The sequence below is a fragment of the Seleniivibrio woodruffii genome, from assembly GCF_004339245.1.
Lineage (GTDB): Bacteria > Chrysiogenota > Deferribacteres > Deferribacterales > Geovibrionaceae > Seleniivibrio > Seleniivibrio woodruffii.
Window position 1 is genome coordinate 1 of sequence record NZ_SMGG01000004.1, and the last position, 14,673, is coordinate 14,673.

A 14,673-nucleotide genomic window follows, 5' to 3' on the forward strand; every position below is an offset into this window, starting at 1 on the left:
CCGGGAAGCATCAGAAGAACGAAAGCCGCTGACACAAGAAGCCATGCTGTGTCGCCTGTGTCGGGTGCGGGCGCCTCATCGGCAAATGCCGAAAATGTAGCAGCCATAAGGAGAAACGTTGTTAGCAGTGATTTTATCATATGTCACCCCGTAATTTAATTCAGTGAAGTTATTGCAAACCGCATGCCAAAAGCATTAATACGAAGAATAGGGATTTGAAATAGCATTTGCATAAATGCTGATTATATAATCATCAGATGTGCTCATAAAATAACCACACTTTCCGGGATGAACTAAATATTATTTGGAGTTGTCTAGATGCGGTAAATGTGATACTAATTTTTGTTCATATACTATGAATAATTATACGAAATCAGGATGGCTGATGGAAAAAATTTCATATGTGATACCGGTTTATGATGAAGAAGATAATCTTGCCCCGCTCTATGAGCAGATAAATTCGGTTTGCGAAAAAATAGGCACAGATTATGAGATCATCTTTGTTGATGACTTCAGCCGTGACAAAAGCCTTGAAATAATCAGAAAAATGGCTGAAAAAGACAGCCATGTCAAATATATAGCCTTTGCGAAAAACTGCGGTCAGTCTGCCGCTCTTTATGCGGGATTTCAGCATGCAACGGGTGATGTTATAATCACCATGGATGCCGACCTGCAGAACGATCCGGCGGATATCCCCGAAATGCTCAAGCTCTACGGTGATTACGATATGGTCACCGGATGGAGATGGAACCGTCAGGACACCCTTTCCAAAAAACTTGCAAGCAAATTCGGCAACAGGATACGCAACGCCGTTATTAAAGAGGATATCCACGACACAGGATGTTCGCTGAAAGTTATGCGTGCCTCCATGCTTAAGCGTGTGAAGATGTATAAGGGACTGCACAGGTTCCTGCCCGCCATGATGCGAATGGAGGGGGCAAAGGTTGTGGAGATGAAGGTGAACCACAGGGCACGCCATGCCGGTGTTTCAAAATATACCAACCTGAAAAGGGGCTATGAGGCTCTTTACGACCTCATATGCGTCCGCTGGATGCAGAAACGTCACCTCAAGATATCCATAAGGGAGAATAATGTCGGTTCTTAACACCGCACTCATCGTTTTCGGCTTTGCAGGACAGGTTCTGTTCTTTATGCGTTTCATCCTGCAATGGCTCTACGCCGAAAAGTACAAAAAGAGTGCAGTGCCCATGTCTTTCTGGTATTTCAGCCTTGCGGGCGGCTTTATGCTGCTCACATATGCGATTCTGGTCAAAGATCCGGTCTTTATTCTGGGTCAGTCAACGGGCGCAATTATATACATGAGAAACATCTCTCTGCTTATGAAGGAGAGAGGAACCAGACCCCGTTCGTTCGGGTTCTGGATGGTGATCATTCTGCTGATATACTTCGGAATGGTTGCCGCTGCGGCGTATTTCTTCCCTGAAACGGCCAGAAAGGACAAAGTGCACTACACAGGCTTCATCTTTGCGGTGGGCATGGTTGCGCAGGGAATGTTCTTTCTCCGGTTCCTTGTTCAGTGGCTTGTTTCGGAAAAGGCCAAGAAGAGTGTTTTCCCTGTCATGTTCTGGTGGTTCAGTCTGGCGGGAAGCGTGCTTCTGCTAATATATTCAGTTATGGTACATGATGCGGTGTTCATCGCCGGTCAGAGTGTCGGAATTTTAATTTATGTCAGAAACCTTTACTTCATCAAACTTGAAAAACAGTCTCCGACTGCTTGAGGGAAGCAGATTTTATCTGTTCCTCGTTCTTTATTTTGTTGTGCTTCTTCTGCCCGCCTTCTGGCTGGACATCATGGAAACAACGGATGCCCGCTATGCTGAGATCGGCAGGGAGATGCTGCGCAACAGAGACTATATTACGCCTTTTTACAATGGTATCAAGCATTTCCATAAACCTCCATTTACATACTGGATGACGGCCTTCGGGCTTGATATATTCGGAGTGAACGGACTGGGCGCAAGATTCTTTCTTGCGGTCTTTTCGGTCATGTCGCTCATTTATACCCGTGCAATGACCTTCACACTGACAGGCGACAGGGACAAGGCCGATCTTTCGGTGCTTATTCTTTCGTCGTCGCTCCTGTTTCTGATAGTCAGCCGTGTCATTTCCACTGATATATACCTTACGTTTTTCACGGTTGCCGCTCTGGCACATATGTTTGAGCAGATCTACGGCTCAAAAAGCATCAGAAACGCCATACTCTGCGGAATATTTTTCGGTTTCGGATTCCTCACCAAGGGGCCGATAATCTTCCTTTTTACACTGCTTCCCTTTGTTTTCATGTGCTTTGTGAGCAGGGAACACAGAAGGGCGTTCGGCATATGGGACTGGCTGGCGATGCTTCTGGTGTTTGTGTGTGTCGCTCTCCCTTGGTATCTGGCGGTAATAAACGCAAACGAGGGTCTTCTGCATTATTTCCTTTATGACCAGACGGTTGAACGTGTGGCCGATGCCGAGAGATTCAGCAGGTCGCAGCCTTTCTATTTCTTTCCTGCGGTGATTCTGGGAACTTTCCTGCCGTGGCTTTTCTATTTCTTTGCGAACATCCGCAACGCCCGATTTGTTAAGGGCGGCGCATGGATATATATGTATGTGCTTATACCTTTTATAGTTTTCCAGCTTTCTGCAAGCAAGCTGGCAACATATATCCTGCCCTTTTACCCCATAATGGCCGTTCTGGCCTCCGGCAGAGCTGAGAGACCCCTTATTCCCAACATGATCGGCTATATCTTCCTTGTTGTGGGTATTGCTGTCGGTGCGACCCCGATTTTCGTTGAGTATCTGCGTGACTACTGGATGTTCATAAGCGGCAGTGCGGCGGCTTACTGCACACTGACCATGTATTTCATAGAGAAACACTGGTTTCAGCAGAGATACCACTTCACGGTCTCTGTTTCATTGATTCTGGTGACACTGCTTGTATACGGCGGTCTGTGCTTCTCCGGTCCCTATATAAAAGGCTACAGGCTCTCCGGAGACGATATTAAAAAGTTTGATCCTCAGGGCAAGTACGACATTGTTATCTACAGTGCATTCACTCCTTCGCTGAGTTTCTACACCGACAGGGTTGTTCCCATATCCTTCGGCAAGAGAAGAGAGACCCAGTTTCAGACCGAAGAGGAGTTCAAAGACATATATTTCCGCAACAATCAGGAGCTGGTGCGCTATCTGGATCAGCGGGAAGAATACATCATCTTCACCTATAAAAAGAACTATGACAGATACATCGGGCTGACAGGCGACAAATGTGAGCTGATATCGGACAGAGGCGACAAAAAAGTGGCATATTTCTGCAGGAAGGGAACAAGACCCGGAAACGAGATACGTTCCGGCGAACTTTACAGATATATACCCTGATTAAACTGAAATAGGTTTGACATTTCGCTCTCGTCTTGTTAAGTTTTTCTACCGCCACAAAAAGATTGGAGCATGCCATGATCTGGAATCAGCAATATGAGACCATGCCGCGGGATGAACTGCGGAAACTTCAGCTTTTAAGACTCAAGCAGCTTGTGGAGAACGTGTATCATCGTGTTCCGTTTTACAGAGATGCGTTTGACAAAGCAGGCGTTAAACCTGAGGATATAAAATCGCTGGACGACCTTAAGCGTCTCCCTTTCACATATAAGCAGGATATGAGGGACAACTATCCCTTCGGCATGTTCGCAGTGCCTCAGGAGCAGGTTGTGCGTATCCACGCATCAAGCGGAACCACCGGAAAACCCACTGTTGTGGGCTACACCGCCAGAGATATCGACACATGGGCCGAGCTTATGGCCAGAACTGTTTCTGCGGCGGGTGTCGGCAGAGGCGATATACTTCAGAATGCCTACGGCTACGGACTTTTCACAGGCGGCCTCGGCGCACACTACGGTGCGGAGAAGGTCGGCGCATCGGTTATCCCCATTTCCGGCGGAAACTCAAAGAAACAGCTCATGCTCCTTAAGGATTTCGGCTCAACAGCCATATCCTGCACCCCCAGCTATGCCCTCAGCCTCTATGAAACGGCTGTGGAGGAGGGTGTTAAGCGTGAGGATCTTAAACTTAAAGTAGGAATATTCGGCGCAGAGCCATGGACAGAGGCCATGCGTCAGGAGATAGAGGCCAAGTGGCAGATAGACGCTGTGGACATATACGGTCTCAGCGAAATAATAGGCCCCGGTGTGGGCTATGAGTGCATCGAAGAGAAGCGTGGAATGCACATCAGCGAAGACCACTTCATCGTGGAGACAATAAATCCCGACACAGGCGAGGTTCTGCCCGCCGGAGAGGAGGGCGAGCTTGTCTTCACCACAATCACCAAAGAGGCCATCCCGCTTATACGCTACCGCACAAGGGACATCACCAGACTTATAACCGATCCCTGCCGCTGTGGACGCTCTTTCGTGCGTATGAACAAGGTAACAGGCAGAAGCGACGACATGCTCATCATCAGAGGCGTGAACGTGTTCCCGTCTCAGGTTGAGGCTATAATCGTCACCAAAGCGGAGCTTTCGCCCCACTATCTGCTTATTATTGACAGGGTGGACAACCTTGACACCCTTGAGATTCAGATAGAGCTTGCGGAAGGCATTTTTATGGACAGGATCAGCAGACTTCAGGAACTTTCCAGATCTGTTGAAAAAGAGATAAAGGATATGATAGGCGTCACATGCAAGGTTCGCATTGTGGAGCACAAGACCATAGCCAGAAGCGAGGGCAAGGCTCAGCGTGTTCTGGACAGAAGAAAGCTATGAGAGGTGTATTATGAAACTTCAGCAGATTTCGGTTTTCATCGAGAATCAGTCGGGAAGACTTTACGACGTTACAAACCTTCTGGGAAAAAGCGGAATAAACATCAGAGCGCTCTCTCTGGCTGACACTTCCGACTTCGGCATCTTAAGGCTCATAGTTAACAACCCCGAAGAGGCTTATAAGATTCTGAAAGACAACGAGTTCACCGTAGGCCGCACAGAAGTTGTGGCTGTGGAGATCAAGGACGAGCCGGGCGGGCTGGCGGAGATCCTCGGTGCGCTCAGCAAAAACGAGATAAACGTTGAATATATGTATGCCTTTGTTGAGCCGGAAGGCAAAAGGGCAATTATGATATTCCGCTTTGACGAAACCGAAAAAGCGGTTGAAAAGCTTCTTGAAGCAGGATTCACTCTTATTCCCGGTGCTAAGATTTACGGGATATAGTTATTCCGTCACTGCGAGCCGATTCATCGGCGCGGCAGTCTCATCCGTTAATGGTTGAGATGAAGGCAAAACAAGTTTGCCATTTTTCGCAAGCTCAAAAAGCCACACCTGCTGCGCAGGTTCGCAATGACACTTTAAAAAATTTACGGGCGGTTATTAATGCAATTTCTTTATTCGGGGCTTACCAGCGGCAGTATCTACGGTCTGGTGGCTCTGGGATTTAACATCATCTACAACACCACGGGACTGATAAACTTTGCGCAGGGAGAGTTTGTCATGCTGGGCGGGATGCTTATCTATACCCTGTTCTGCATGTTCGAGGTTCCGTTTTACACGGCTCTGCCTCTGACCCTCATCGGGTGCTTCATAATCGGCGCACTGTATGAAAGGGTGTTCATCCACATGTCCAGATATAAGACAGAGGTGAACCTCATCACGGTGACCATCGCCGCATCTATCATAATGCGTGACGTTGCGATGCACGTATGGGGGCGTGACAGCCTTCGGGTTGACGACTACATCCCCGTGGTCAACGTTCAGATGCCCGGCGGGGTTATCTCCAGCCAGAGCATACTTATCATCGCCGTCTCCATGCTGGTTGCGTGGGGGCTTAACCTGTTTCTGAAAAAATCAAAATACGGCAAGGCAATGAGAGCCTGTTTCGATGACCAGAGGGCGGCCGAGACCTGCGGAATAAGCGTCCGCAACGTCCGGATAATGTCCTTTGCGGTGTCGTCGGTAATGGCGGCCATTGCGGGTATAATCATATCGCCCATCACGTTCGTAACCTATGACGACGGCATAATGATCGGTCTGAAAGGGTTTGCGGCGGCAATTCTGGGCGGACTGGGCAACTTCTGGGCGGCTGTGGCGGGCGGACTTCTTCTGGGAATCTTCGAGAGCTTTTCCGCCAGTGTTATCCCCTCCGGATACAAGGATGCCATGGCGTTCTTCGTTATCCTGCTCATCCTTTTCCTGAAACCTGACGGCCTGTTCGGCAAAAAGAAGGCGCAAAGAGTATGAAAAAGCTTAATTTCTTCTACATCATCCTTATGGCGTGCCTTCTGGGCTACATCGGCACTCAGGTGCAGAACGAATACTACATCGGCGTTGCCACACTTCTGCTTATCCATGCAGTGAACGCAACGGCCATGAACATACTTCTGGGCTACACCGGAATCATCTCCATAGGTCAGGCGGCCTTCTTCGGTCTGGGTGCATACGTTTCGGCGGTGCTCTCCACAACCTATGGTATAGACCCGCTGATAACCCTCCCCATAGCGGCTGTAATAGCCTTTGTTCTGGCATATGCGGTGGGCTACCCCATCCTCAAGCTCCACGGTCACTATCTGGCCATGGCGACACTGGGAATGGGGATGATACTCTATATCTTCATGAACGAGCTGGACTTCATAACAGGCGGGCCTTCGGGCTTCGTAGGCATCGGCGACATCATCATCGGTAAATACGACCTGATGGACGAGAAGTCGTTCTTTGTGTTCATGAGTATATTTTTCATGATCTTTCTGGTTGTGTGCGAGCTGTTCGACAAGTCGTTCCTCCACAACAAACTTAAATTCATAAAGAACTCCGAGAGCGCATGCCGCAGCTACGGCATAGACCCCGCCAAAACCAAGGTAACGGTCTTTGCGGCCATGGCGGCAATAACGGCTTTCAACGGCGGCATATTCACCTTTTACACCCATTTCATAAGCCCCGTGTCGTTCAGCTTCAAATACTCGGTAGAGCTTCTGGCGATGGCGACAGTGGGCGGTCTGGGCTATATCTCAGGCGGTGTTACGGGTGCTATCATCCTTGGCCTTGTGCCTGAGGTGTTCTCCGCTTTCGAGGAGTACGAAATGATAATCTACGGCGGTCTCTTGGCCGTTGTGATAATGTTCTTTCCCGGCGGCATAGCCGGAACTCTGAAAAGGCTGGTGAAGAGAAATGCTTGATATAAATAACGTAGGAGTCAGCTTCGGCGGCGTTCATGCGCTGAGCAGGGTCACTTTCACCATGCCCGATACGGGTATATCCGCTCTCATAGGACCCAACGGAGCGGGCAAGACAACGCTTTTCAACGTTATCACCGGATTTGTGGCTCCGAAAGAGGGCACTGTAAAGTTTGCCGGAAAAGAGATAACAGGCTACAGATCCGAGCAGGTCTTTATGGAGGGGATATCCAGAACCTTCCAGAACCTGAACATCATCCCTGAGCTTACACTTCGGGAGAACATGTATCTCGGTTTCATAGGCAAAGAAAAACCCTCTGCCCTTAAGACCATGCTGAGGCTTAACAGGGGCTACTGGAAAGAGACCACAAGGCGTATCGAAGAGTGCATGGAGTTCGTCAACGTGACGGAATACGCCGACATGACGCCGGGCAGCGTGCCTTACGGCGTTCTGAAAAACTTTGAGCTGGGAAGGGCGGTCATGTCCAACCCGAAACTTCTTCTGCTGGACGAACCTGCGGCGGGGCTTAACCTTGCCGAAAAGGAGAATCTGGCGTCGATGGTGCGGAAAATTCAGTCCACAGGGGTTTGCATACTCATGGTGGAACACGATATGCAGTTTATTTCGTCTCTGGCGGAGTTCGTGGTCTGTCTTAACTTCGGTCAGGTCATTGCCACGGGAACCTATGGTGAGATACGGGAGAACAAAGAGGTTCTGAAAGCCTATCTGGGGGATGAGGATGCTTGAGGTAAAATCCCTTTCGGTGTCATACGGAGCGGTTGCAGCTCTGATGAACGTATCGGTGCACGTTGCCCCGGGCGAGTTCGTTTCGCTTATCGGAAGCAACGGAGCGGGGAAAACCACGCTTTTAAACAGTATAATGAATATAATAGGCCGTTCCAAAGGGACGGTGAAATTTGACGGCAAAGACGTTTCCAAGGCGAATACGCCTAAGATAGTCAGCCGTGGAATGGCGATCGTTCCGGAAGGCAGACGTGTGTTTGCCAACATGACCGTGCGGGAGAATCTGGAGATGGGCGGTTTCACCCGTCCGGCGGGCGAGGTTAAGGCCAACCTGCAAAAGATGTTCGAGATGTTCCCCGTTCTTGAGGAGCGGCAGACACAGACGGCGGGGATGCTCTCCGGCGGCGAACAGCAGATGCTCGCCATCGGCCGTGCGCTCATGACATCGCCGAAACTGCTACTGATGGATGAACCTTCTATGGGGCTTGCTCCCCTTGTTATAAAAGAGGTCTATGAGAAACTGAAAGTTCTGGCATCCGGCGGGCTTACCATCCTGCTGGTGGAGCAGAACGCAACTATGGCTCTGAAATACGCCCAGCGGGGCTATGTTCTGGAGAACGGACGCATCATTCTTCAGGGCAAGGCATCCGAGCTGCTCGGAGACAATGAAGTGAAAAGAGCATATCTCGGAAAGGAGTACAATGAAAAATGGGAGAGATGAAATTCTGGCAGAAAGACGAAGAGACCATGCCCGTTGCGGAGAGGGAGGTTTTTCAGCTGGAGAGACTCCAGACCACCGTCAACAGAGCATACCGCAAAGTGGACTTTTACCGTAAGAAATTTGACGAGCTTAACATAAAGCCCGATATAATCGGCGACCTGTCCGATATATCGAAACTGCCCTTCACCACAAAGCAGGATCTCAGGGACAACTATCCCTACGGCATGTTCGCCGTGCCTCTGCGTGACATAGTGCGCATCCACTCCTCAAGCGGCACAACGGGCAAACCCACGGTAGTGGGCTATACCGCAAGCGACCTGAAACAGTGGAACGACCTTGTGGCAAGGATAATGGTTGCGGGCGGTGTGTCCAAAGAGGATATCGTACACGTCTCCTTCACCTACGGCCTTTTCACAGGCGGATTCGGCCTTCACTACGGAGCGGAGACCATCGGAGCATCCGTTATCCCCGTTTCCAGCGGCAACACGGCCAGACAGCTTGCCATAATGGAGGACTACAGAAGCACCGTTCTGGTGGCTACGCCCTCCTATGCCCTGCACATTGCGGAGACAATGGACAAAATGGGCATCACAAAGGATAAACTGAACCTGAAAATAGCTCTTCTGGGCAGTGAGCCGTGGGGTGACAAGGTTCGTGACGAAATAGAGAACAGACTGGGCGTTCAGGCGTTCGACAACTACGGTCTCTCCGAGCTGATGGGGCCCGGAATCTCCGGCGAGTGCGAATGCAAGAACGGTCTGCACATCAACGAGGATTTCTTTTACCCTGAGATAATCGACCCCGCCACTCTTCAGCCTCTGCCTCTGGGCGAGAAAGGGGAACTGGTGCTGACAACGCTTAAACGTGAGGGAATGCCCCTCATAAGATACAGAACCCGTGACATAACAAGACTCTACAGAGACGAATGCGCCTGCGGCCGAACCCTCATAAAGATGGAAAAGGCGAAGGGCAGAACCGACGACATGCTCATTGTTAACGGCGTGAACGTGTTCCCGTCTCAGGTTGAGGAAGCGCTTTCGAAGGTTGAGGGCGTATCGCCCCATTACATGATCTTCGTTCGCAAGCGGGGCGCTCTGGACGAGATGGAGATCAAGGTTGAGGCCACCGAGGCCATCTTTTTCGACGAAATGAAGAAGCAGAAGAAACTTCTGGAAGACCTGACATATCAGCTCGCCAAGATTCTCCAGTTCAAGCCGAAGGTTAACCTTGTAATGGGACAGACCCTTGAAAGGTTCGAAGGCAAAGCCAAAAGAGTGGTTGATGAAAGAAACATCTGACAGAGCTGCCGGCTTTTTTTACGAGCTGGGCATTTTGCAGACAATGAAGCGTTCCGGTCAGGACTATCTTGGTTCGGGCACACAGTCCATAGCCGACCATGTGTTCCGTACAGCCATGATAGGATATACAATGGCGAAGATGACCGGATGCGATGCGGACAAGGTGCTGAAAATGTGCATGTTTCACGACCTTGAGGAATCCCGCACGGGTGATTTGAATTATTTACAGCAGAACTATGTGACCTCGGACGATGAAAAGGCTCTCAGCCATGTGGTTAAGGGGCTTGCCATCGAGCCGGAGGTCAACGAAACAATAGACGAATACGCTGCCCAGCAGTCGCAGGAAGCCATTCTGGCGAAGGATGCGGACACTCTGGAGCTTATCTTCTTTCTGAAAGAACAGAAGGACAAGGGCAACCAGCAGGCGGACAACTGGATTCGAACCGCATCTCAGAGGCTTAAGACCGAAATAGGCAAAGAGCTTATGCAGTCGGCTCTGGACAGCATGTATTATGAATGGTGGTACAACAGTGGGGAAAACTGGCGCAGAGGCAACAAGAACTGGTAGAAGGCACCCGTCGCCGCTGCACACGGCGGCACTGTCTTTCCGGCTTATCTTCTTCAGCGAGAAGGCGCTTTATGCCGTCTTTCTGAATAATGCGCACATGTTCAATCTGGTGTGCATGTTCATAGTCAGTCTTTTCATTCCATACATAGGCATGGACGGAAAGATATCCCCCGAAAACGCCGGAAATATCCTTGAGGGGCTGGTTCTCACCATGTTCTTCTACGGCGGGCTCTTCCTCTATATGCCGAAAACAGTCCCGGTTTTTCTGGGATTTCTGCGTGTCATGATGGCTTTTGAGATTATGGCTGTTTTCCTGCCGCTCACTTTTCTTGTGCCTTCTGAATACGTCAAATACTTCCATCCGCTCTATTTCGCATGGTATCTCAGCCTTGTGACCTATGCCTACAGCAGGATACGGGGATACGGATATTTCCGCTCCGGAATAGTCGTCGTTGCCGTTTTTCTGTTCATTTCGCTTATTCCCGCACTGTTTTCATGATAAATTTTTGACTTGATAATTAAAATTTGAAGGAGTATATTTTCCAGATCTTACCGGAGGTGGGCAAAATGATTGTATTTTCGTGCTCTTATCTTCGTGATTAGAAACCGGAATAGTTCAAACCCTCTCATCTGATCTTTTCTGATTTTAAGTCACTTTTCAAGGCGATCTTAGTTTTTAACAACCGTATACTATTTTTAAGGTGTTATTTTGGAAACCAGTAATGATTCTATCGTACACGCCAGAAGCGGCGGTGTGCGTGAGATGATATCCATAGCTTTGCCTATGGTGATATCTAACGGGTGCGAGACCATAATGGTCTTTACCGACAGAGTGTTCCTGTCCCGTCTGGGTGCGGAGCAGATGAGTGCATCAATGGGCGGCGGCCTCTTTATGTTCACAGCCATATCCTTCTTTTTCGGACTTCTGGGATATTCAACTGCAATAACGGCGCAGTATCTTGGCTCGGGGCAGAAGGAGAAATGCCCTACGGTGACGTTTCAGGCACTTCTGACTGCGTTGTGTGCATATCCTGTGCTTTTGGCGGTGTCATTGCCGCTGGGGCATTATATATTCGGCATCTCAGGACTTTCGGAGGGGCAGCTTAAATATCAGTACGAGTATTACGACATTCTGATGTACGGCTCGGTGCTGATGCTTGTGCGCTCGGCTCTTGCGGGATTTTTCATCGGTGTGGGCAGCTCACGTGTGGTGATGTTCGCCTCTTTCACAGCCATGATACTGAACGTTGCGTTCAGCTATGTGCTTATATTCGGCAAACTGGGCTTTGAGCCTATGGGGGTTGCCGGTGCGGCATACGGAACACTGGCGGGGGGCTTCTGCGCACTTCTGGTGCTGATATATTCATACATCAGATATGCGAAATGCCACGACATGAATCTTAAGGTTTCGTTCCGCTACGACGGAGTGATACTTAAGAAACTGCTGAAATTCGGATTTCCGGCGGGAGTGGAGTTCTTCATGGGGCTGACGGCGTTCACCGCCATGATATTCATGTTCCACGCCAGAGGTGCGGAAACTGCGGCGGCGGTCACAATAACTTTCAACTGGGATCACGTCGCATACGTTCCCCTGATGGGGCTTGAGATAGGGGTCACCAGTATATTCGGACGCTACATGGGAGCGGGCAGACCGGACATAGCCCACAAATCGATGATCTCGGGGCTTAAGACCGGAACCATATATTCGGTGGTCATCACCTTCTTTTTCGTGTTCTTCCCGCTGATGCTGACGGACGTTTTCCGTCCCGAACATTACGATCCGGCATTTGAGAACTCAAGGGCACTGGCTGTGTTCATGCTTCGCACGGCATCGATATATGTTATTGTTGAAGCTCTGATAGTTGTTCTGGCAGGCTCTCTGCGGGGGGCTGGGGACACCTACATGGCAATGTGGATAACTGTAGGGGTAACCTGGGTGCTTGCGGGTATCCTTTATGTCTGCCTGCACGTTATAAACACGTCGCTTGAGGTTGCATGGCTGGCTCTGGTGCTTATGTTCCTTTCGATTCCTGTGCTTCTTCTTCTGCGCTACCGCAGCGGGAAGTGGCGTGAGATAAAGGTTATCAGCGGTTCACATTGATCAGCTGTTTGATGGTTTCAGGAGATGAGGGTCTTGCGAGCAGGAAGCCCTGTATATCGTGGCAATTGAAGCTGCGAAGGGTTTCCAGCTCGTCCTCAAGCTCCACTCCTTCCGCCGTGACCTTAAGGCGCAGGCTCTCTGCCATTGCGATTATGGCACGGGTGATGGCGGCGTTGTCCTGATCGTTCATTATGTTGGTTATGAATGATCTGTCTATTTTCAGCCTGTCTATGGGGAAATGTCGCAGATAGTTCAGCGACGAATAGCCTGTACCGAAATCATCAATGGAGAGCTTAAGCCCCATCTCTTTCAGTCCTTTCAGGGTTTCAGTGGTTCTTTCAACGTCTGTCATCAGAACGCTTTCGGTCAGTTCCAGCTCAATGGATGCGGGGTCGCATCCCGTTACTTTCAGTATGTTGCGCACACTGCTCAGGAAGTTTTTCTGTTTAAACTGAACGGCGGAAATGTTCACCGAGGTGATTATCTTCTCTCCGCTCATTGTCTCCCATTCTTTGTTCTGGAAGCATGCACGCAGAAGCACCCATTCGCCTATCTGAAGAATAAGTCCTGTGTCTTCGGCAAGGGATATGAAGGATGAGGGGGGCATGAGACCTTTTTCCGGCTGCAACCAGCGCAGAAGCGCCTCAACGCCGAACATTCTGCCCGTCTCCATGCTGAACTGGGGCTGATATTCAAGGAAGAACTCGTCCCTGTCCATTGCGTGGCGCAGGTCGTTCTCCATTGTGAGTCTGTTCACCATTCTGCTGTTCATCTCGCCTGAGAAGAACTGGAAGTTGTTGCGTCCCTGTTCCTTAGCCTGATACATAGCCATGTCTGCGTTTTTCAGCAGGGTTTCGCCGTCCGCACCGTCTGCGGGGAACATGCTGATGCCGATGCTGAGGCTGGAGAATATTTCATGGCTGCTGACGAACTGGGGTCTTCCCAGCATGTTCATCAGCTTGCCTGCAATGTGGCTTACCGTTGCTTCGTCAACGTTCGTAAGGACTATGACGAACTCGTCTCCGCCGAGCCTTGCGACAGTGTCGCAGGAGCGGACGTTGGTTTTAAGGATGTTTGCGATGTTTATCAGCAGCTGGTCGCCTGTGGAGTGTCCCAGCGTGTCGTTTATGTTTTTGAAGCGGTCAACGTCCAGAAAGAGCACGGCGAAGTTCTCTTCGTTCCGTCTGGAGTGTTCCACCATTATCTTTATGCGGTCAAGGAGCAGCTGGCGGTTGGGAAGTCCGGTAAGGGTGTCGTAATATGCGAGGCGTTCTATCTTCTCTTCGGCCTTTTTCCTCTCGGTTATGTCCTGAATGGTTCCGATTATGGCGTCGGTTGCCCCGTCCTCATTTTTCAGAAGGGATTTTGAGAAGATAACGTTTCTGACAGTGCCGTCGGGCATCGTCATGACGCTTTCATAGGGTTTCAGCTGTCCTGTGCCCAGAATCTGCATGTCGGTTCTGGCGCACTGATATTTCCAGTCGTGCGGGGTTATCTCTTTAACGGTCTTTCCGGTGAGTTCTTCTTTTGACAGCCCGATGTATCTTTCGAACATCTTGTTGCAACCCATATATTTGCCGTCGGGAGACTTATAAAATACGGGGTTCGGCATGGAGTCGAGCATCGACTGCATGAAAAAGAGCGAGTTTTTTAGCTCTTCCGCATCGTTGGTATCGGCAAATTCCAGAATTATTTTCCGCTTGTCCTCTGTCACCGCTTTAAGCCTCACTTCAAATGAAATTTCGCCTTCGGGTAAAAGCCAGTTCTTGCTGAATGATGATTTTGTGTTTTCAGACATCCGGAAGTCAGCTATCTCCTGAGTGAGGTGTCCGTTCATTCCGCCTCTGCCGAAGCGGGTCTTTGCGGCTTCGTTAAGACAGATGAAGCTGTCGTCATCCAGCAGAAGAACGGGGTGCTGAGCATCCTCGAAAAGAGTCATTATACTTATAGAACTGTAAATTGTCGGCTCCCGCAAAAAAATAATACCGGAGTCTATCAGTTCTTAAGCAAATTTTCAATAATCTGATTTAAAAATATGGTAAAATACCCTTTAAAGGCTCAAAGCCCTGCGGGGACATTAGCCCTTTAT

14 protein-coding genes are annotated in these 14,673 nt (G+C 49.7%); 13 read left to right on the top strand and 1 reads right to left on the bottom strand.

Annotated elements, in window-relative coordinates:
* Positions 1–385: 385 nt before the first annotated feature.
* The 13 genes from C8D98_RS06075 to C8D98_RS06135 all read left to right on the top strand — a co-directional run bounded on the left by C8D98_RS06075 (position 386) and on the right by C8D98_RS06135 (position 12,584).
* Entirely contained in the window at positions 386–1,105 is a 720-nt protein-coding gene (locus tag C8D98_RS06075; protein WP_132873020.1) for a glycosyltransferase family 2 protein, read from the top strand.
* Positions 1,092–1,739 (top strand): lipid-A-disaccharide synthase N-terminal domain-containing protein, encoded by a 648-nt coding sequence (locus C8D98_RS13895; RefSeq protein WP_132873022.1) that lies wholly within the window; start codon positions 1,092–1,094, stop codon positions 1,737–1,739. The genes C8D98_RS06075 and C8D98_RS13895 overlap by 14 nt, the downstream gene beginning before the upstream one ends.
* The gene (locus C8D98_RS06085; RefSeq protein ID WP_132873024.1) at positions 1,687–3,378 is read left to right on the top strand and encodes an ArnT family glycosyltransferase; all 1,692 of its coding nucleotides are present in this window, start codon (positions 1,687–1,689) and stop codon (positions 3,376–3,378) included. Before C8D98_RS13895 ends, C8D98_RS06085 begins: the two co-directional genes overlap by 53 nt.
* Before the next feature lie 77 nt (positions 3,379–3,455).
* Positions 3,456–4,757, top strand: a complete 1,302-nt coding sequence (locus C8D98_RS06090) for a phenylacetate--CoA ligase family protein (protein ID WP_132873026.1) — start codon at positions 3,456–3,458, stop codon at positions 4,755–4,757.
* A gap of 10 nt (positions 4,758–4,767) precedes the next feature.
* Positions 4,768–5,199 (top strand): ACT domain-containing protein, encoded by a 432-nt coding sequence (locus C8D98_RS06095; protein WP_132873028.1) that lies wholly within the window; start codon positions 4,768–4,770, stop codon positions 5,197–5,199.
* A 159-nt stretch (positions 5,200–5,358) separates the two neighbouring features.
* The gene (locus tag C8D98_RS06100) at positions 5,359–6,222 is read left to right on the top strand and encodes a branched-chain amino acid ABC transporter permease (RefSeq protein ID WP_132873030.1); all 864 of its coding nucleotides are present in this window, start codon (positions 5,359–5,361) and stop codon (positions 6,220–6,222) included.
* Positions 6,219–7,154: a branched-chain amino acid ABC transporter permease gene (locus C8D98_RS06105; RefSeq protein ID WP_132873032.1), complete on the top strand. Its 936-nt coding sequence runs from the start codon at positions 6,219–6,221 to the stop codon at positions 7,152–7,154. The genes C8D98_RS06100 and C8D98_RS06105 overlap by 4 nt, the downstream gene beginning before the upstream one ends.
* On the top strand, positions 7,147–7,899 hold the full coding sequence (locus C8D98_RS06110) for an ABC transporter ATP-binding protein (RefSeq protein WP_132873034.1): 753 nt from the start codon (positions 7,147–7,149) through the stop codon (positions 7,897–7,899). Before C8D98_RS06105 ends, C8D98_RS06110 begins: the two co-directional genes overlap by 8 nt.
* Positions 7,892–8,617 carry an ABC transporter ATP-binding protein gene (locus C8D98_RS06115; RefSeq protein ID WP_132873036.1) on the top strand — a complete coding sequence of 242 codons (726 nt, stop codon included), beginning with the start codon at positions 7,892–7,894 and terminating at the stop codon, positions 8,615–8,617. Before C8D98_RS06110 ends, C8D98_RS06115 begins: the two co-directional genes overlap by 8 nt.
* Positions 8,614–9,915 (top strand): phenylacetate--CoA ligase family protein, encoded by a 1,302-nt coding sequence (locus tag C8D98_RS06120; RefSeq protein ID WP_132873923.1) that lies wholly within the window; start codon positions 8,614–8,616, stop codon positions 9,913–9,915. The genes C8D98_RS06115 and C8D98_RS06120 overlap by 4 nt, the downstream gene beginning before the upstream one ends.
* Positions 9,899–10,483 carry an HD domain-containing protein gene (locus C8D98_RS06125; RefSeq protein ID WP_132873038.1) on the top strand — a complete coding sequence of 195 codons (585 nt, stop codon included), beginning with the start codon at positions 9,899–9,901 and terminating at the stop codon, positions 10,481–10,483. Before C8D98_RS06120 ends, C8D98_RS06125 begins: the two co-directional genes overlap by 17 nt.
* Positions 10,446–10,982, top strand: coding sequence for a hypothetical protein (locus C8D98_RS06130; RefSeq protein ID WP_132873040.1), 537 nt, complete (start codon positions 10,446–10,448; stop codon positions 10,980–10,982). Before C8D98_RS06125 ends, C8D98_RS06130 begins: the two co-directional genes overlap by 38 nt.
* A gap of 210 nt (positions 10,983–11,192) precedes the next feature.
* Positions 11,193–12,584, top strand: coding sequence for an MATE family efflux transporter (locus C8D98_RS06135; protein ID WP_132873042.1), 1,392 nt, complete (start codon positions 11,193–11,195; stop codon positions 12,582–12,584).
* Here C8D98_RS06135 and C8D98_RS06140 read toward each other — a convergent pair.
* Positions 12,568–14,523, bottom strand: a complete 1,956-nt coding sequence (locus tag C8D98_RS06140; protein ID WP_132873044.1) for a putative bifunctional diguanylate cyclase/phosphodiesterase — start codon at positions 14,521–14,523, stop codon at positions 12,568–12,570. The genes C8D98_RS06135 and C8D98_RS06140 overlap by 17 nt on opposite strands.
* Positions 14,524–14,673 lie beyond the last annotated feature (150 nt).

What these genes read in the sequence shown, in the direction of transcription:
- C8D98_RS06075 (WP_132873020.1), top strand. Translation starts at nt 386, where the DNA reads ATGGAAAAAATTTCATATGTGATACCGGTTTATGATGAAGAAGATAAT.
- C8D98_RS13895 (WP_132873022.1), top strand. Translation starts at nt 1,092, where the DNA reads ATGTCGGTTCTTAACACCGCACTCATCGTTTTCGGCTTTGCAGGACAG.
- C8D98_RS06085 (WP_132873024.1), top strand. Translation starts at nt 1,687, where the DNA reads ATGTCAGAAACCTTTACTTCATCAAACTTGAAAAACAGTCTCCGACTG.
- C8D98_RS06090 (WP_132873026.1), top strand. Translation starts at nt 3,456, where the DNA reads ATGATCTGGAATCAGCAATATGAGACCATGCCGCGGGATGAACTGCGG.
- C8D98_RS06095 (WP_132873028.1), top strand. Translation starts at nt 4,768, where the DNA reads ATGAAACTTCAGCAGATTTCGGTTTTCATCGAGAATCAGTCGGGAAGA.
- C8D98_RS06100 (WP_132873030.1), top strand. Translation starts at nt 5,359, where the DNA reads ATGCAATTTCTTTATTCGGGGCTTACCAGCGGCAGTATCTACGGTCTG.
- C8D98_RS06105 (WP_132873032.1), top strand. Translation starts at nt 6,219, where the DNA reads ATGAAAAAGCTTAATTTCTTCTACATCATCCTTATGGCGTGCCTTCTG.
- C8D98_RS06110 (WP_132873034.1), top strand. Translation starts at nt 7,147, where the DNA reads ATGCTTGATATAAATAACGTAGGAGTCAGCTTCGGCGGCGTTCATGCG.
- C8D98_RS06115 (WP_132873036.1), top strand. Translation starts at nt 7,892, where the DNA reads ATGCTTGAGGTAAAATCCCTTTCGGTGTCATACGGAGCGGTTGCAGCT.
- C8D98_RS06120 (WP_132873923.1), top strand. Translation starts at nt 8,614, where the DNA reads ATGAAATTCTGGCAGAAAGACGAAGAGACCATGCCCGTTGCGGAGAGG.
- C8D98_RS06125 (WP_132873038.1), top strand. Translation starts at nt 9,899, where the DNA reads ATGAAAGAAACATCTGACAGAGCTGCCGGCTTTTTTTACGAGCTGGGC.
- C8D98_RS06140 (WP_132873044.1), bottom strand. Translation starts at nt 14,523, where the DNA reads ATGACTCTTTTCGAGGATGCTCAGCACCCCGTTCTTCTGCTGGATGAC.